Source organism: Nocardiopsis algeriensis, from assembly GCF_014203695.1.
GTDB lineage: Bacteria > Actinomycetota > Actinomycetes > Streptosporangiales > Streptosporangiaceae > Nocardiopsis > Nocardiopsis algeriensis.
The window spans coordinates 94,707-111,070 of record NZ_JACHJO010000001.1; the positions used below are offsets into that span (position 1 = coordinate 94,707).

Annotated in this window: 15 protein-coding genes and 1 CRISPR repeat array; of the genes, 8 read left to right on the forward strand and 7 right to left on the reverse strand. The window is 72.0% G+C overall.

What is annotated here, in order from left to right:
- Positions 1-9: 9 nt before the first annotated feature.
- The 3 genes from FHS13_RS00470 to FHS13_RS00480 all read left to right on the forward strand — a co-directional run bounded on the left by FHS13_RS00470 (position 10) and on the right by FHS13_RS00480 (position 1,780).
- Positions 10-312: a hypothetical protein gene (locus FHS13_RS00470; RefSeq protein ID WP_184285652.1), complete on the forward strand. Its 303-nt coding sequence runs from the start codon at positions 10-12 to the stop codon at positions 310-312.
- On the forward strand, positions 306-536 hold the full coding sequence (locus FHS13_RS00475; protein ID WP_184285654.1) for a hypothetical protein: 231 nt from the start codon (positions 306-308) through the stop codon (positions 534-536). Before FHS13_RS00470 ends, FHS13_RS00475 begins: the two co-directional genes overlap by 7 nt.
- 172 nt (positions 537-708) lie before the next feature.
- A CRISPR array of direct repeats spans positions 709-981; the repeat unit is 28 nt; unit sequence GGTCCATCCCCACGTGCGTGGGGCTCAC.
- 562 nt (positions 982-1,543) lie between these two features.
- Positions 1,544-1,780 (forward strand): DUF397 domain-containing protein, encoded by a 237-nt coding sequence (locus FHS13_RS00480; RefSeq protein WP_184285656.1) that lies wholly within the window; start codon positions 1,544-1,546, stop codon positions 1,778-1,780.
- Between the two features lie 145 nt (positions 1,781-1,925).
- On the opposite strand, the gene FHS13_RS00485 is transcribed toward FHS13_RS00480, so the two are convergent.
- Positions 1,926-3,263: a KamA family radical SAM protein gene (locus FHS13_RS00485; RefSeq protein ID WP_343064874.1), complete on the reverse strand. Its 1,338-nt coding sequence runs from the start codon at positions 3,261-3,263 to the stop codon at positions 1,926-1,928.
- A 363-nt stretch (positions 3,264-3,626) separates the two neighbouring features.
- Between FHS13_RS00485 and plsX the strand changes: the two genes are divergently transcribed.
- Together plsX and argS are read left to right on the forward strand one after the other, a co-directional pair.
- Positions 3,627-4,727, forward strand: a complete 1,101-nt coding sequence (plsX, locus tag FHS13_RS00490) for a phosphate acyltransferase PlsX (protein WP_184286614.1) — start codon at positions 3,627-3,629, stop codon at positions 4,725-4,727.
- Positions 4,728-4,780: 53 nt separating this feature from the next.
- Positions 4,781-6,526, forward strand: a complete 1,746-nt coding sequence (gene argS, locus FHS13_RS00495) for an arginine--tRNA ligase (RefSeq protein ID WP_184285660.1) — start codon at positions 4,781-4,783, stop codon at positions 6,524-6,526.
- Positions 6,527-6,629: 103 nt separating this feature from the next.
- On the opposite strand, the gene rbsK is transcribed toward argS, so the two are convergent.
- Positions 6,630-7,532 (reverse strand): ribokinase, encoded by a 903-nt coding sequence (gene rbsK, locus FHS13_RS00500; protein WP_184285662.1) that lies wholly within the window; start codon positions 7,530-7,532, stop codon positions 6,630-6,632.
- Entirely contained in the window at positions 7,532-8,362 is an 831-nt protein-coding gene (locus FHS13_RS00505) for an exodeoxyribonuclease III (RefSeq protein WP_184285664.1), read from the reverse strand. The genes rbsK and FHS13_RS00505 overlap by 1 nt, the downstream gene beginning before the upstream one ends.
- 253 nt (positions 8,363-8,615) lie before the next feature.
- Here FHS13_RS00505 and FHS13_RS00510 point away from each other — a divergent pair, with 253 nt between their 5' ends.
- On the forward strand, positions 8,616-9,845 hold the full coding sequence (locus FHS13_RS00510) for a winged helix-turn-helix domain-containing protein (protein ID WP_184285665.1): 1,230 nt from the start codon (positions 8,616-8,618) through the stop codon (positions 9,843-9,845).
- Positions 9,846-9,887: 42 nt separating this feature from the next.
- Here FHS13_RS00510 and FHS13_RS00515 read toward each other — a convergent pair whose 3' ends face one another.
- Both FHS13_RS00515 and FHS13_RS00520 read right to left on the reverse strand, forming a co-directional pair.
- Positions 9,888-11,030 (reverse strand): acetyl-CoA C-acetyltransferase, encoded by a 1,143-nt coding sequence (locus FHS13_RS00515; protein ID WP_184285667.1) that lies wholly within the window; start codon positions 11,028-11,030, stop codon positions 9,888-9,890.
- Positions 11,031-11,129: 99 nt separating this feature from the next.
- Complete coding sequence (locus tag FHS13_RS00520) at positions 11,130-13,136, reverse strand: MDR family MFS transporter (protein ID WP_184285669.1); 2,007 nt, start codon at positions 13,134-13,136, stop codon at positions 11,130-11,132.
- Between the two features lie 185 nt (positions 13,137-13,321).
- Here FHS13_RS00520 and FHS13_RS00525 point away from each other — a divergent pair, with 185 nt between their 5' ends.
- Together FHS13_RS00525 and FHS13_RS00530 are read left to right on the forward strand one after the other, a co-directional pair.
- A complete protein-coding gene (locus FHS13_RS00525) occupies positions 13,322-14,464 on the forward strand; it encodes an acyl-CoA dehydrogenase family protein (protein WP_184285671.1) in 1,143 nt (380 codons plus the stop codon).
- Positions 14,461-14,667, forward strand: a complete 207-nt coding sequence (locus FHS13_RS00530; protein ID WP_184286707.1) for a hypothetical protein — start codon at positions 14,461-14,463, stop codon at positions 14,665-14,667. Before FHS13_RS00525 ends, FHS13_RS00530 begins: the two co-directional genes overlap by 4 nt.
- Before the next feature lie 16 nt (positions 14,668-14,683).
- Here FHS13_RS00530 and FHS13_RS00535 read toward each other — a convergent pair whose 3' ends face one another.
- Together FHS13_RS00535 and FHS13_RS00540 are read right to left on the reverse strand one after the other, a co-directional pair.
- Entirely contained in the window at positions 14,684-15,469 is a 786-nt protein-coding gene (locus FHS13_RS00535) for an amino acid ABC transporter ATP-binding protein (protein ID WP_184285673.1), read from the reverse strand.
- Positions 15,466-16,362, reverse strand: coding sequence for an amino acid ABC transporter permease (locus FHS13_RS00540; RefSeq protein ID WP_184285675.1), 897 nt, complete (start codon positions 16,360-16,362; stop codon positions 15,466-15,468). The genes FHS13_RS00535 and FHS13_RS00540 overlap by 4 nt, the downstream gene beginning before the upstream one ends.
- Positions 16,363-16,364 lie beyond the last annotated feature (2 nt).

Sequence of the window (16,364 nt, forward strand, 5' to 3'; positions counted from 1 at the left end):
GTGGTGCCCATGAGAGACATCGAGAAAGCCTTCCTCCTCGGCCACCCTGTAACCGAGGACAGCCCACGCCCCGGAATTGAAGAAGAGCGCCTTTTCGCAGAGCTGACCAGCTCCTACCCACGATGGACGCTGACCCGCACGGGGCGTGGGTGGGAGGCTCTCCACCGCACCGAGCGACCCGACCTCAGAACAGCACGGATCGGCATCCGCACGCACCTGCTCACCGCCAGCATCGAGGAGCTCGCCGACGCGCTCGCTGCCCAGCGGGCACTGCGAGGGGAAGGCGCAGAGCCCCAGGAGCCCCGATGGTGAGGCCTGATCCCTTGGCTGCGGCCATAGCCGACGGCACTCTGGACACCGCCCAGCGCCAGGCCCTGGCCAAGGTCATCCAAGCGCTGGCCGACGAGGCCGCCGGTGCTCGCGTAATCCGCCCAGCCACGTTCCTGGAGCGGGCAATGGTGGATGCGGGGCGCTGGGCGTCGGTACAGCGCACCTGGCAGGACCTGCACCTGAGCTTGTACCGGGATCGGGGATGACCACATGAGGGTGAGTCCCAGCTGGGGCCGCACTACTTCGCCGTCTGCATAGGCGTTGTCCCGGGTGAGCCGCCCGCCAGGTGCTTGAGCAGCTGGCTCCCATACCAGGAGTCCATGTCCATACGTGCGTGGGGCTCACTGCGTCCTGCGTTGGGCTAGCTCCGGTGTGAACGGCCCATCCCCACGTGCGTGGGGATCACCCGCGCTCCTGGTGGGCCTTGCTGCTTCCGTGCGGTCCATCCCCACGTGCGTGGGGCTCACTCGGCGATCAGCATCATGTTGCGGTCGTTGATCTGGTCCATCCCCACGTGCGTGGGGCTCACAGGGACCGGATCACCTCGGGCAGACGATCGACCGGTCCATCCCCACGTGCGTGGGGCTCACCGGCCGGATGTCGGCTCTGCCGGTGATGGGATGGGTCCATCCCCACGTGCGTGGGGCTCACGCTTGATGACCTGGGACAACGCGCGGCGTTATCTTGCCGAGACCTTCCCTGCGGGAAGACACATCCGCGAGCACCTCCCCAGAACAAACAACTGCCCGGCAAGACCGCGCCCCCCGCATTCGTACGCAGGACTCACTCCCGACGGCCTGGGACGACACGGGCCACCGCCTCCTCGGGACCTCACCCCCGGGAAACACGCCCCTGCACACCCCCGCCCGGCAGCAACGTACTCCTCCGAAACCCGTCCACGTGGCCGGATTCGGCCACGAGTGGGAAACGATCTTGTTGAGATGAACCAACGGTGGGGACCGAGCGATAGCTGTGACGTGCGGTTCTGGGGGGAAATCGCCCGTCGTTCTTACTCATGTGCTTACCGAGGTAAGAACATATGCACGTGCATGAGCTACGCTTTGGTCGCGTGCCGGGACAGGAGGACCGGACGGGGAAGGGTCTAGGTCCCCGCTCACCGTGGACCCGGCGACTCCACACGACGGGTGCGGTGGAACAGGCCGCCGCACGTGGACGCCCCGCTCACGAGTCCCCGAAGTTCCAGGAGGTCGAGATGCACACCATCTACAACGGCATTCCCGCCGACAGACTGCCCAAGGTCGTCTGGACCAAGAGCAGCTGGAGCAACCCCGACGGGAACTGCGTGGAGGTTGCGGAGCTGCCCGACGGGGACATCGCCGTGCGCAACTCGCGCGACCCCCAGGGCCCGGCGCTCGTCTACACCAACGCCGAGATCGCCGCCTTCGTGCGCGGCGCCAAGACCGGCGACTTCGACTCGCTCCTGCGCTGAAGACCCACCTGGAGAAGCCGTCCGTACCGATGGCCGCCCTGCCGGACCCCGGCCGGCGAGGCGGTTCCTTCCGTCCACGGTGCGGACGCACGCGGAGCCCGGCACCCCGAGGGGCGCCGGGCTCCGCCGTTCCCGGAGGAACCGCTCAGAGGCGGGTGGGGTCCACGAGGCCGCCGGGTCCGGTGACCGGCGGGTTCTCCCAGGGGAAGTGCGTGGCGCCCAGGGCCGGCTCCAGGTCGAACAGCCAGGCGGCCTTCTCGTCGTACTTGGCGAAGAAGGGCTTGCCGACCAGTTCGGGGTCGCGGGCCTGGATGAAGTGCAGGACGAAGACCTTCTCGCCCGCCACCTCGGTGACGCCGTCCACGCACACCTTGCCCGGGGTGGCCGACATCGACGGGCCGCGCACGGTGCGGGCCAGCCCGGACACGCCCTTGTAGGCGTTGCGGAAGATGTCGTAGGCCTCCGCGAGCGGCACCGCGAAGTAGTCCTGCGGGCCGGTGTCGCGCTCCACGAACATGTAGTAGGGAATCATGCCGTGGCGCACGTGCGTGCGCCACATGCTCTCCCAGACGGCCGAGCTGTCGTTGATCGTGCGGATCAGCGGCGCCTGGGTCCGGATGACCGCCCCGGTCGAGCGGATGCGGCGGACCGCGTCCTGGACGATCTGGGGCCGCATCTCGGCGGGGTGCGAGAAGTGCGCCATGAAGGCCAGGTTCTTGCCGGAGGCCACGACCTTCTCGAACAGGCGGAGGGTGTCGTCCGCGTCGGGGTCGGTGACGAAGCGCTGCGGCCAGTAGGCCAGCGCCTTCGTGCCGATGCGGATGGCTTCCAGGTGCTCGATCTCCAGGAGGGGCTCGATGTACCGGGAGATCACGCCCTCGCCCATGATCATCGGGTCGCCCCCGGTGAACAGGACGCTGGTGACCTCGGGGTGGGAGCGGACGTACTCGACGAGCTGGTCGATCTCGCTGGAGGCGAACTTCAGGTCGGCGTCGCCGACGAACTGGGCCCAGCGGAAGCAGTACGTGCAGTACGCGTGGCAGGTCTGCCCCTGTTTGGGGAAGAAGAGCACGGTCTCCTTGTACTTGTGCTGGACGCCGGGGACCGGATCCTCGTCGACCTTGGGGACGTTGAGGTCCATCTGGCCGGCGGGGTGCGGGTTGAGCTGGGCGCGGATCTCGTTCGCGGCCTGGTTGATCTCCTTGCGCCCGGCGCCCGAGCGCAGCAGGTCGGCCATCCGGGCGACGTCGGTCTGCGGCAGCATGTCGGCCTGCGGGAAGACCAGCCTGTAGACCGGGTCGTCCGGAGCGGCGTCCCAGTCGATCAGCTCGTCGATGACGTAGCTGTTGACCCGGAAGGGCAGCACGGTGGCCACCGCCTGCACGGCGAGTCGCTCGTCGGCCGCGAGTCCGGCTCGCGCGGTGAGCTCGTCCAGGTGCTTGGTCGTGTAGGCACGGAACCGGCGTCCTGCGGACTGTGCCACGTCTGGCGTAACGCTCACGCCTCTCCTCTCCTGCATGTGGGGGAATGCTGCCCGTGCGGGTGTGCGGGCAGGCCTCAGCCGGCGGCTCCGGTGTGCGGGCACACCGGTGGACCCCCGGCAGCGTCCATCTGTTGGGTTGTCCGGCCCGTTCCGGAAGATGATGCTCAACCGGGCCGGCGTGCGGGTATACCCCTACTCGGGCTTTTGTACCCAGATCAGACAAAATACTTGTTTTAGTGATACATCTCGGAAGCATCCTCGCACGAGGAGACCGCCCGCCCTGCCGCGGCAGGCCCGTGAGCACAGGTACGGTGTCACCGCACCGCCCGCGGAACCATACACACCGTGAAGGAACTCACCCACGTGACCGGCACCATCGAGGCGGATCCGCCACGCGCACCGATCATCGCCGTCGACGCGATGGGAGGGGACCACGCTCCGGCCGCGATCGTCGAGGGCGCGGTCCGCGCCGTCCGCGAGCACGGCCTGCGCGTCGTGCTGGTCGGCCGCCGCAACGAGGTGGCCGAGATCCTGGCCGGGCACGACGCCCTGCGCCAGGTCCCCGTCGTGCACGCCGAGGACAGCCTGGCCATGCACGAGGGCGCCCTCGCGAGCTGGAGGCGGCCCCGCTCCAGCGCCGCCGTGGCCTGCCGCCTCATCCGGCGCGGCGAGGCCGACGCCCTGGTCTCGGCCGGCTCCACCGGCGGGATCGTGGCCACCTCCACGGTGAGGCTGCGCACCCAGGCCGGCGTCCTGCGCCCGGCCCTGGCCGTGCCCCTGCCCACGGGCGAGGTCCCCACCCTCATGGTGGACGCCGGGGCCAACGCCGACGCCAAGCCCGAGATGCTGGTGCAGTTCGCCCATCTGGGCTGCGCCTACGCCCGCACCGCCTTCGGGGTCCGGCAGCCCCGGGTGGGACTTCTCACCATCGGCACCGAGCCGGGGAAGGGCAACCGGCTCGTGCGCAAGACCGCCGAGCTCCTGGCCGCCGAGGACCCCGAGCTCCTGGACTTCCACGGCAACATCGAGGGCCACGACCTGCTCTCCCGCAAGGTCGACGTGGTGGTCACCGACGGCCACACCGGGAACGTCGCCCTCAAGACCGTGGAGGGCACCGCCGCCTTCGCGATGGACGCCGTCCGCGGGGCCCTCACCTCCTCCGTCGCCGCCCGGGCCGGGGCCCTCCTCCAGCGCAGGGCCCTGCGTGATCTGCGCGCCCGCCTCGACAGCGAGACCTACGGCGGCGCCGCCCTGCTCGGGCTCAACGGCACGGTCGTCATCTCGCACGGCGGCAGCGGTCCCCGCGGCATCGCCAACGCCTGCCGCCTGGCCCACGACCTGGCCGCCGGCGGCATCGGCGAGCAGATCCGGCGCCGCCTCCAGACCCGTCCGCCCACCTGGCTGCACCGCCTGGCCCAGTCCGAGGGCGCGGCTCCGCCCAAGGAGCCCCCGGCGGAGAGGTGAGGGGTCCGGCCTTCTCAGGAGAACAGTGGTCCGCTGTCGGTACGCTTGAGGGCATGGCCGACCCGCAGGAAGTACTCTCGCGACGGGTCCAGTCCGCCCTCGGCGCCGCCTTCGGTCCCGAGTACGCCGACACCGACCCCGTCATCCGCCCGTCCCAGTTCGCCGACTACCAGGCGAACGCCGCTCTCGCGCTCGCCAAGCGACTGGGGCGAAAGCCGCGCGAGGTGTCCGCGGCGATCATGGAGCACCTGGACGTGTCCGACGTCTGCAGCAGCGTCGAGGTGAGCGGGCCGGGGTTCGTCAACCTCACCCTGCGCGACGACTGGATCGCCGGCCAGGCCCGGCAGCTGCTCGACGACGAGCGCCTCGGCGTGCCCGTGCAGGAGCGGCAGAGCATCCCGCTCGACTACTCCGCGCCCAACGTGGCCAAGGAGATGCACGTCGGCCACCTGCGCACCACCGTGGTCGGTGACTCGCTGGCCCGCACCCTGGAGTTCCTGGGCCACGGCGTCGTCCGCCAGAACCACATCGGCGACTGGGGCACGCCCTTCGGCATGCTCATCGAGCACCTGCTGGAGGTCGGGGAGGACTCCCCCGAGGCCGACCTGGTCACCACCGACCCCAACGCCTTCTACCAGGCGGCCCGCACCAAGTTCGACTCCTCCGGTCCTGAACCTGACGGCTTCGCCGCCCGCGCCCGGCGCCGGGTGGTGGCCCTCCAGGGGGGCGACGAGGAGACGCTGCGGCTGTGGCGCAAGCTCGTCGGCCTGTCCAAGGTCTACTTCAACAAGGTGTACACCGAGCTGGGTGTGACGCTCACCGACGAGCACCTGGCCGGTGAGAGCACCTACAACGACATGCTCGCCGACGTGTGCGCCGAGCTGGAGGCCAAGGGGATCGCCGAGGTCAGCGACGGCGCCCTGTGCGTGTTCCTGGAGGGCTTCACCGGCCGCGAGGACAAGCCGGTGCCGCTGATCGTGCGCAAGAGCGACGGCGGCTACGGCTACGCCACCACGGACCTGGCCACCGTGCGCCACCGCGTGGAGAACCTCAAGGCCGACCGCATCCTGTACGTGGTGGGCGCCCCCCAGGCCATGCACTTCAAGATGGTGTGGGAGACCGCCCGCAAGGCCGGCTGGCTGCCCGAGAACGTGGAGACCGTCCACGTGCAGATCGGCAACGTGCTGGGCAGCGACGGCAAGATCCTGCGCACCCGCAGCGGTGCTCCCGTACGGCTCGTGGCGCTGCTGGAGGAGGCGGTCGAGCGGGCGGCGGCGGTCGTGCGCGAGAACCGCCCGGACCTGTCCGCCGAGGAGCAGGCCGCGATCGCCCGCCAGGTGGGCATCGGCGCGGTCAAGTACGCGGACCTGTCGGTGGCGCACGACACCGAGTACACGTTCGACTTCGACCGGATGCTGGCGCTGACCGGCAACACCGGCCCCTACTTGCAGTACGCGCAGGCCCGGATCCGCTCGATCTTCCGCAAGGGCGGGCTGGAGCCGGAGCGGGCGCGCGGCGAGATCGCGATCGGGCATCCCTCCGAGCGCGAGCTGGCGCTCAAGCTGCTGGCGTTCGGCGGCGTGGTGGCGCAGGTCGGCGACCTGCTCCAGCCGCACCGCCTGTGCGCGTACCTGTTCGACCTGGCGCAGACGCTCACCGCGTTCTACGAGCACTGCCCGGTGCTGACGGCGCCGACCGAGGCCGAGCGCGAGTCGCGTCTGGCCCTGGTCGCGGTGGCGCTGCGCGTCCTGGTGCAGGGTCTGGACCTGCTCGGTGTGGAGGCACCCGAGTACATGTAGGTCTCCGGAACGGCGGGGCCGGGGCGGTCGGACCGCCCCGGCCTCCGTGTGTCCGGGAGGGTGCCGCCGGGAGCGGCGCCCCCGGGGTCCCGCGCGCGGGCGGTCAGCCGTGCGCCCGCAGGAACTCCTCGACCTCGGCGCGGTCGGGCATGGAGGTGCTGGCGCCGTGGCGCTGGACGGAGAGCGCGGCGGCGGCGGCCGCGAAGCGCATCGCCTCCTCGGGGCTGCGGCCCTCGGCGCGGGCGACCGCGAAGGAGCCGCAGAAGGTGTCCCCGGCCGCGGTGGTGTCCACCGCCGCCACCCGGTGCGCGGGGACGTGCACCGGTTCGGTGCCCCTGGCGCCGTACAGCGAGCCCTCGCCGCCCAGGGTGATCAGCACCTCGGGCACGTCCTCCAGGAGGGCGGAGAGCGCCTCCCGGGGGTCGGTGCGGCCGGTGAGGGCGGCGGCCTCGTGCTCGTTGGGGACGAGCACGTCGACCGACTCCAGGAGTTCGGCGGGCAGGTCCTGGGCGGGGGCGGGGGTCAGGTGGACGGGGACGCCGAGTTCCCGTCCGGCGCGGGCGGCGGCCGTGACCGCCTCCATCGGCAGTTCCAGCTGGAGCAGGAGGGCCGAGGCCCCCTCGAGGAGGGCGCGGTCCCCCTCCGCGACGCCGGTGACCCGGCCGTTGGCGCCGGGGACGACGATGATCGAGTTGCCGCCGCCGGCGTCCACGACGATGTGCGCCACCCCGGAGGGTCCGGGGACGGTGCGCAGGCCGCCGACGTCGACGCCGCAGCCGACGAGGTTGGTGCGCAGCGACGTCCCGAAGGAGTCGTCGCCGACAGCGCCGAGGAAGGCGACGGAGGCGCCGGCGCGGGCGGCGGCCACCGCCTGGTTGGCGCCCTTGCCGCCGGGGACCTGGCGGAAGTCGGTCCCGGTCACCGTCTCACCGGTGGCGGGTACCCGGTCGGTGTAGGCGACCAGGTCCATGTTGACGCTGCCGAAGACGGCGATGCGGGCGGCCATCACACCTTCTCCTTCTTCTTGTCGCGGGGCTGTCCCTCGTCGCCGTCCAGGCCGACGATGACCGGGGCGTGGTCGGAGGCGCCCTTGCCCTTGCGTTCCTCCCGGTCGATGCCGGCGCCGGTGACGCGGGCGGCCAGTGCCGGGGAGGCGAGCACGAAGTCGATGCGCATGCCCTTGCGTTTGGGGAAGGCCAGGCCCTTGTAGTCCCAGTAGGTGTACACGCCGGGGCCCGGTGTGTACCGGCGGACGACGTCGTCGAAGCCGGCGTCGACGAGGGCGCGGAAGGCGGCCCGCTCGGGTTCGGTGACGTGGGTGCTGCCCTCGAACTGGGCGATGTCCCACACGTCGTCGTCCTGGGGGGCGATGTTGAAGTCGCCGGTGAAGGCGATCTGGGCCTGGGGGTCCTCGGCCAGGGCGGCGGCGCCGGCCGCGCGCAGGGCCTTCAGCCAGTCGAGCTTGTAGGCGTAGTGGGGGTGGTCGACCTCGCGGCCGTTGGGCACGTACAGGCTCCACACCTGGACGCCGCCGCAGGTGGCGCCGATGGCGCGGGCCTCGGCCTCGGCGGGTTCGCCGTAGCCGGGCTGGCCGGGGAAGCCGATGCGGACGTCGTCCAGGCCGACGCGGGAGGCGATCGCGACCCCGTTCCACTGGGAGAGGCCGTGGTGGGCCACCTCGTAGCCGCGGTCGGTGAGGACGGAGGCGGGGAACTGGTCGTCCCTGGCCTTGGTCTCCTGGATGGCGAGGACGTCGACGTCGCTGCGGTCGAGCCAGTCGCCGATCCGCTCCGCCCTGGCGCGGGCACTGTTCACATTCCAAGTCGCGATACGCACAGGCAAAGGCTAGGCCATGTCGTCCGGGAGGCCGACGCGCGGCTCGAACTGCGGCGACACGGGTGGGCCCCGGTGCGGCCGTCCTCCGCACCGGGGCCCGCGCGACTCCCGGCGCATGCATCGGCGGTTTCCGTCGCGACACGTAAGACGTCCACCCCTCCCTCCGGGTTCACATCGGCCCCAAGGTTTTTCGTAACTCCTGGCAACTTCTGTTCGGCGTGGGATTGTCGTGGGGCCCGGCTACGGTGGCGCCATGGCATCTCCGCACCCTCGCCGCGACGCCGGGATCTCCCTTTCCCAGGCGCGCCGGATCGCGATCGCCGCCCAGGGGCTGGTCGACCCCCGGCCGAGTGCCGCACCCACGCTCGCCCATCTGGCGCGCGTGGTGCGCCGGGTGGGGCTGCTCCAGATCGACAGCGTGAACGTGCTCTCGCGCAGCCAGTACCTGCCCGTGTTCGCGCGCCTGGGCGCCTACGACACCGCGCTGCTGGACCGCGCCGCCACCACGGCGGCCCGCTCCGGCGGTGCGCGGCTGGTGGAGTGCTGGGCGCACGAGGCCAGCCTGGTGCCCCCGGCCACCCGGCAGCTGCTGCGGTTCCGCATGGAGCGCAACCGGCGGCGGCAGGGCGGGGGGTGGATGGACCGCGTCGTCGCGGAGCGGCCCGACCTCGTCAGGGCCGTGCACGAGGAGGTCGCCCGGCGGGGGCCCGCGACCGCGCGCGAGGTGGAGGCGTCCCTGGCCCACGACGTGCCCCGCGCCAAGGAGCACTGGGGCTGGAACTGGTCGGAGGTCAAGAAGGCCCTGGAGTACCTGTTCTGGGTCGGTGACCTGACCTCGAACGGCCGCAACACCCAGTTCGAGCGCCGCTACGACCTGCCCGAGCGGGCCCTGCCGCCGGAGGTGTACTCCGCTCCCCCGGTGAGCGACGAGGAGGCCCACCGGCGGCTGGTGTCGATCGCGGCCCGCTCCCACGGGGTCGCCACCGAGCCGTGCCTGCGCGACTATTTCCGCCTCCGGGCGGACGAGACCCGCGCGGCCGTGGCCGACCTCGTGGACGCGGGGGAGCTGGTGCCGGTGCGTGTGGAGGGCTGGGAGCGCACCGCCTACCTGCACCGGGACGCCCGCATTCCCCGGAGGACGGCGGCCCGTGCCCTGCTCAGCCCGTTCGACTCCCTGGTGTGGACGCGGGGGCGCGCCGAGGAGCTGTTCGGCTTCCGCTACCGCATCGAGATCTACACGCCGGCGGCCCGGCGGGTGCACGGGTACTACGTGCTCCCGTTCCTGCTCGGGGAGGACCTGGTCGCCCGGGTGGACCTCAAGGCCGACCGCGCCTCGGGCACGCTGCTGGCGCAGCGGATCACCCTGGAGGACGGCGCGCCGGAGGACACGCTCCCCCAGCTGGTCGAGCAGCTGGCCGACACGGCGCGGTGGCTCGGCCTGGCGAACGGGGTGGGCGGCCCGGCCCTGGCCCGGACGCGGTGAGGGGCGCCCCCGTGCGGGGGCGCCCCGGTGTCCGCTGCGGGATCAGACCCGCTCGATGACGGTGACGTTGGCCTGGCCGCCGCCCTCGCACATGGTCTGGAGGCCGTAGCGGCCGCCGGTGCGGTGCAGTTCGTTGACCAGCTTGGTCATGAGGATCGCGCCGGTGGCGCCCAGCGGGTGGCCCAGGGCGATGGCGCCGCCGTTGGGGTTGACCTTGGCGGGGTCGGCGCCCAGCTCCTGGATCCACGACATCGGGACGGGGGCGAAGGCCTCGTTGATCTCGGTGACGTCGATGTCGTCGATGCCCAGTCCGGCCTTCTCCAGGGCGATGCGGGTGGCCGGGATCGGGGCGGTGAGCATGTACACCGGGTCGTCGCCCACCAGGGACAGCTGCACGATGCGCGCCAGCGGGGTGAGGTTGTGCTGCTTCACGGCCCGCTCGGAGGCGATGAGCAGGGCGCCCGCGCCGACGGAGACCTGGCTGGCCACGGCGGCGGTGAGGGCCCAGCCCTCGCGCAGCGGCTTGAGGGCGGCCATCTTCTCCAGCGTGGTGTCGGGGCGCACGCCCTCGTCCCGGGTGACCCCGGCCAGGGGGGCGATCTGGTCGTCGAAGTAGCCGGCCTCCAGGGCCCGGGCGGCGCGCCGGTGGCTCTCCAGGGAGAACTCCTCCAGCTGCTCGCGGGTGAAGCCCCACTTCTCGCACATGAGCTGGGCGCCGCGGAACTGGGAGATCTCCTGGGTGCCGTAGCGCTCGGTCCAGCCCTCGCCGTAGAGGGGGAGGCCGTTGTCGAGGGCGAACTGGGCGTTGGCGCCCATGGGGACCATCCCCATGTTCTCCACGCCCGAGGCCACGACGAGGTCCTGGGTGCCGGACATGACGCCCTGGGCGGCGAAGTGCACGGCCTGCTGGGAGGAGCCGCACTGGCGGTCGATGGTCACGCCGGGGACCGACTCGGGCAGTCCGGCCGAGAGCCAGGCGGTGCGGGCCAGGTCCAGGGCCTGCGGGCCGGCCTGCGTGACGCAGCCCATGACGACGTCCTCGACGGCGGAGGGGTCCACGCCCGTGCGCTCCATGAGCTCCTTGAGCACGTGCGCGCCGAGGTCGGCGGGGTGGACGGCGGCGAGGGCGCCCTTCCTCGTACCGACGGGGGTGCGTACTGCGCCGACGATGTAGGCCTCGGCCACGGTGTCCTCCAGGGGCGGTGTCGGTGATCCTTTGACCGAACTGTATTCGGTTTTGCGGGGCGGGCAAGACCGCGGCCCCCGCGACCGTGCCGGAGCGGGTCAGGCGCGGCCCATCCGGGCCGCGTCGGACTCGTCCCCGAGGGTGTCGGCGGTGACCTTCTCCAGGACGGCAACCACGTCCGGGTGCTCGGCGGGCCCGTAGTCGCCGAGCAGGGAGCGCAGCGCGGTCCGCTGGGCGTCGAACACCCGGCCCGCCGCGTCGGCGCCCCGCCAGTTGAGCTCCCAGGGCTCGTCCTCGCCCACGAGGTAGCCGGCCTCCAGGAGCTCCCGGTGGACCCGCCTCCAGCCGTCGTCGGGCAGCCGGGCCATCCTCGCCAGCTCCTCCCCGGTCAGGGGCCCGGTCACCGCGAGGTGGCTGAGGGTCCAGCAGGCGCGGGGCGAGATCTCCAGCCCGGCGGCGTCGCGCAGGCGGTCGTACATCTCGCGGGCGCCCTCGTGGCCGCAGGCGCGGAAGATCTGGCGCTCCACCTGGGCGATGGCGCTGCGGCCGCCCGCGGCCACCGGGGGCAGCGTCTCGCCCGTGTCGCCGGCGTCGGACTCCACGGTCGTGCGCAGGGGGATCTCCCGCAGGAACACGGCCAGCAGGAGACCGATCAGCGCCAGTGGCACCGCGCTCAGGAACACCGTGTCCACCGCGTCCGCGTACGCCTGGAGGAAGGGCTCCTGCGACGCCGGCGGCAGCCGGTCCAGCCCCCGGGGGTCGCTCTCCAGGGACTGCGCGTCCAGGCCGGGCGGCAACCGGACCTGCTCGGCGCGGGCCTCCAGCTCGGCGGCCAGTCCCCTGGCGAAGACGGCGCCGAACACCGCGGTTCCGAGCGAGCCGCCGATGGAGCGGAAGAACGTCGCGGTGGAGGTGGCCACCCCCAGGTCGGCGTACTCGGCGGCGTTCTGCACCACCAGGACCACCACCTGCATCACCAGGCCGAGCCCGACGCCCAGGACGAAGAAGGAGCCCCACATCTGCCAGGACGAGCTGTCCGGGCCCAGGCGGGAGAGCAGCAGGAGGCCGAGCGAGGTGACGGCCATCCCCGCGATCGGGTAGGGCCGGTAGCGGCCGGTGCGGGTGACCAGGCGCCCCGAGCCGATCGAGGTGAGGAAGATCCCCACCACCATCGGCAGCAGGTACAGGCCCGACGCCGTCGGCGACAGGCCGTGGACGACCTGGAGGAACAGGGGCAGGAAGGCCATCGAACCCATCATCGCGAAGCCCACGCAGAAGCCGATGGAGACGGCGACCACGATGACGGGGTTGCGGAAGAGGCTGAGCGGCATGACGGGGTCGGCCGCCCGGCGGGCCGAGAGCCACCAGCCGAGGCCGAAGGCGGCGGTGGCGGCGGACAGGCCCAGGATCTGCGGCGAGAGCCAGGGGTACACGCTGCCGCCCCAGGAGGCTGTCAGGGTCAGGCACACCGCGGCGGCGGCCAACAGGGCGATGCCGGCGTAGTCGATGCTCCGGCGCCCGGTCGGCCGCGACGGCGGCAGCACCGCGAGCACCGTCGCGAACGCGATCGCGCCCAGCGGCAGGTTGACGTAGAAGACCCAGCGCCAGGACAGGTGGTCGACGAACAGGCCGCCCAGCAGCGGCCCTGCCACGCTGGAGAGGCCGAACACCGCGCCGAAGAGCCCCTGGTACCTGCCGCGTTCGCGCGGGGAGACCACGTCGCCGATGATGGCGGAGGCCAGCACCATGAGCCCGCCCCCGCCGATGCCCTGGAGGCCCCGGAACAGGATGAGCTGGAGCATGTCCTGGGCGAGGCCGCACAGCGCCGACCCCAGCAGGAAGACCGCGATGCAGACCAGGAACAGCCCCTTGCGGCCGAACTGGTCGCCGAGCTTGCCCCACAGCGGCGTGCTGGCGGTGACCGCGAGCAGGTAGGCGGTGACGACCCACGACAGGTGGTCGAGGCCGCCGAGCTCGGACACGATCGTGGGCAGCGCCGTGGAGACGATCGTCTGGTCCAGGGCCGACAGCAGCACCGTGAGCAGCAGCGCCGTCATGACGAGCGCGATCCGGCCGGTCCTGTGCTCCCGCCGCTCCCTGAGCATCGGATCTCCCTGTCCGTCCCCGTGCCACCCGTCCGGCCACCCTAGGAAGGGCGGGGCGCCGCGGCCGGGTGCACCGCTCCCCGGCGCCGGAATTTTGCCTGCCTTTGGGCCGGGGTCTTCAAAAGCAGAACGACACTCGGTTACGGTGTCGGCACATCCGTGCCCCATGACCCCCGGAGCCGAACATGAAACGGGAACTCTTCGAGGCCGAGCACGACCTCTTCCGCGCGTCGGTGGCCGAGTTCCTCCGGCGCGAGGTCGTCCCCCACCACGCGCGGTGGGAGGAGGACGGCATCGTGCCCCGGGAGGTCTGGACGGCGGCGGGCAGGGTGGGCCTGCTCGGCCACGGCGTGCCCGAGGAGTACGGCGGCACCGGCCTGCACGACTTCCGCCACAACGCGATCGTCAACGAGGAGATCTGCCGCGCCCACGCCAGTGGCCTGGGCATCACCCTCCAGAACGACGTCATGGCCCCCTACCTGGTCGGGCTCACCACCGAGGAGCAGAAGGCGCGCTGGCTCCCGGGCTTCGCGAGCGGCGAGCTCATCACGGCCATCGCCATGACCGAGCCGGGCACCGGCAGCGACCTCCAGGGCATCCGCACCTCCGCGGTCCGCGACGGGGACACCTGGGTGGTCAACGGCGCCAAGACCTTCATCACCAACGGCATCAACGCCGACCTGGTGGTCGTGGTGTGCCGGACCGACCCCGAGGCGGGCGCCCGGGGCTTCTCCCTCCTCGCCGTCGAGCGCGGCACGGCGGGCTTCGAGCGGGGCCGCAACCTCGACAAGGTCGGCATGAGGGCCCAGGACACCGCCGAGCTGTCCTTCCGCGACGTGCGCGTCCCGGCGGCCAACCTCATCGGCCAGGAGGGGCAGGGACTCATCCACCTGCTCCAGAACCTGCCCCAGGAGCGCCTGTCCATCGCCACCTGCGCGGTCGCCTCCGCCGAGGCGATGCTGGAGCACACCATCGCCTACTGCAAGGAGCGCACGGCCTTCGGCCGACCGATCGGGAAGTTCCAGAACACCCGTTTCGTCCTGGCCGAGTTGGCGACCGAGGTCGACATCGCCCGCACCTACGTCGACCGCGGCATCCAGCTGCTGAACAGGGGCGAGCTCACCGCCGAGGACGCCGCCAAGGCCAAGTGGTGGACCACCGAGCTGTGCAACAGGGTGATGGACCGTTGCCTCCAGCTTCACGGCGGGTACGGGTACATGATGGAATACCCCGTGGCACGGGCCTGGCAGGACTCCCGAGTCCAGACGATCTACGGTGGCACCACCGAGATCATGAAGGAGATCGTGGGGCGCGGCCTCGGCCTGTGACCCGGACACCCCCCGTCGAAAGGGTCGAGTCGGTCATGAGCGGTGCGTGGGACGGCCTCGTCGTCATGGGCCTGCTGGTCGTGCTGCTGGTCATCGGCGTGCGCAAGCTCCGGCCCAAGGTGCACATCCCTTGGACCACCAGCGGGATCGTGGTGTTCTTCGTCTTCGTGTGCCTGCTGCTGTGGGCCTGGTCCTGGCGCTGAGCGCCCGGACCAGGCGTCAGAGCCGCCCGGCCTCGATGATCCGCTGGAGGAACTGGCGGGTGCGCGGCTGCTCGGGCTCCCCCAGCACCTGCTCCGGCGGGCCCTGCTCCAGGATCCGCCCGCCCTCCAGGAAGCACACCGTGTCGGCGACCTGGCGGGCGAACCCCATCTCGTGGGTGGCCAGGAGCATCGTCATCCCCTCCTCGCGCAGGTCGCGCACCAGGGACAGCACCTCCCCCACCAGTTCGGGGTCCAGCGCCGAGGTCACCTCGTCCAGCAGGAGCAGGCGCGGGTCGTTGACCAGCGCCCGCACGATCGCCACGCGCTGCTGCTGGCCGCCCGAGAGGCGATCGGGGTACTCGCGGGCCTTGTCGGCCAGCCCCACGCGCTCCAGCAGCTCCAGGGCGCGCTGCTCCACCTCGCGGCGCTCGCGCCGGTGCACCCGGCGCGGCGCCAGGGAGATGTTGTCGAGCACGCTCATGTGCGGGAACAGGTTGAAGGACTGGAAGACCATCCCGATGCGGCGCCGCACCCGGTCGGCGTCCACCCGGGGATCGGTGATGTGCTCGCCGTCCAGGTGGATGGAGCCGTCGCTGATCGGTTCCAGCAGGTTCGCGCAGCGCAGCAGGGTGGACTTGCCCGACCCCGAGGCGCCGATGAGCACCACGACGCCGTGCTCGGGCACGTCCAGGTCCAGCCCGTCCAGGACGGTGTTACCGCGGAACTCCTTGCGCACGCCCCGCAGGCGCAGCACCGGCAGGTCGTCGCCCTCCAGGCGGGCCAGCCGCTCCAGTTCGCTCATCGGGCCCCCTCCGCCGACTGGCGCCGCGCCGCCCGCACGGTGACCCAGTCGGTGACGGCCACCAGCGGGATCGCCATCAGCACGAACAGGACCCCCGCGACGATGTAGGGCGTGAAGTTGTAGCTCTGCGCGGTCGCGATCTGCGCCGCGCGGATCGCGTCGATCGGCCCCGCGAGCGAGATGAGCCCCACGTCCTTCTGGAGGGCCACCATGTCGTTGAGCAGGGGCGGGGAGACCCGCCGCACCGCCTGCGGCAGCACCACCCAGCGCATGGTCTGGGGATAGGTCAGCCCCAGCGAGCGCGACGCCGCGATCTGGCTGGGGTGGACCGACTCGATCCCGGCGCGGAACACCTCGGCGATGTAGGCGCCGTAGGTGACCACCAGGGCGATGCCGCCCAGCACCAGCACGCTCGGCGTGTTCTCCAGGCGCAGCCCGGGGACGCCGAAGGTCAGCAGGTACAGCACGATGATGAGCGGGGCGCCGCGGAAGCCGTAGGTGTAGGAGGAGGCCAGGGCGCGCAGCGGGAAGAACACCGGGCCGCGCAGGGTGCGCATGACCGCCACCACCAGGCCCAGGGCGAGCGCGCCCAGGGCGCAGAACAGCAGCAGGCGCAGGTTCAGCCACAGGCCGTCGAGCACGGCCGGCAGCGCCGTCCGGGCCACCTCCGCGTCGAAGAAGGTCTCCCGGACCCGCTCCCAGCCCGGCGAGCCGACCAGCACGGTGACCAGCAGGCCGCCGAGGAGCGCGGTGGAGGCCGCGCCGACCAGGACCGAGCGCACGCTCTGGCGGCGGCGCAGGACGGACCGCTCGGCCTCGAGGGGGCTGGGCCGCGGCTCCGAGGCCCTCGCGGCCGCCGGGTCCTCCTCGGCGGCCGGGTTGCGGAGTGCCATGG

Bases quoted from the DNA above. Each gene is read 5' to 3' on its own strand.
- FHS13_RS00470 (WP_184285652.1), top strand. From the start codon at position 10: ATGAGAGACATCGAGAAAGCCTTCCTCCTCGGCCACCCTGTAACCGAG.
- FHS13_RS00475 (WP_184285654.1), top strand. From the start codon at position 306: ATGGTGAGGCCTGATCCCTTGGCTGCGGCCATAGCCGACGGCACTCTG.
- FHS13_RS00480 (WP_184285656.1), top strand. From the start codon at position 1,544: ATGCACACCATCTACAACGGCATTCCCGCCGACAGACTGCCCAAGGTC.
- argS (WP_184285660.1), top strand. From the start codon at position 4,781: ATGGCCGACCCGCAGGAAGTACTCTCGCGACGGGTCCAGTCCGCCCTC.
- rbsK (WP_184285662.1), bottom strand. From the start codon at position 7,532: ATGGCCGCCCGCATCGCCGTCTTCGGCAGCGTCAACATGGACCTGGTC.
- FHS13_RS00510 (WP_184285665.1), top strand. From the start codon at position 8,616: ATGGCATCTCCGCACCCTCGCCGCGACGCCGGGATCTCCCTTTCCCAG.
- FHS13_RS00520 (WP_184285669.1), bottom strand. From the start codon at position 13,136: ATGCTCAGGGAGCGGCGGGAGCACAGGACCGGCCGGATCGCGCTCGTC.
- FHS13_RS00525 (WP_184285671.1), top strand. From the start codon at position 13,322: ATGAAACGGGAACTCTTCGAGGCCGAGCACGACCTCTTCCGCGCGTCG.
- FHS13_RS00535 (WP_184285673.1), bottom strand. From the start codon at position 15,469: ATGAGCGAACTGGAGCGGCTGGCCCGCCTGGAGGGCGACGACCTGCCG.
- FHS13_RS00540 (WP_184285675.1), bottom strand. From the start codon at position 16,362: ATGGCACTCCGCAACCCGGCCGCCGAGGAGGACCCGGCGGCCGCGAGG.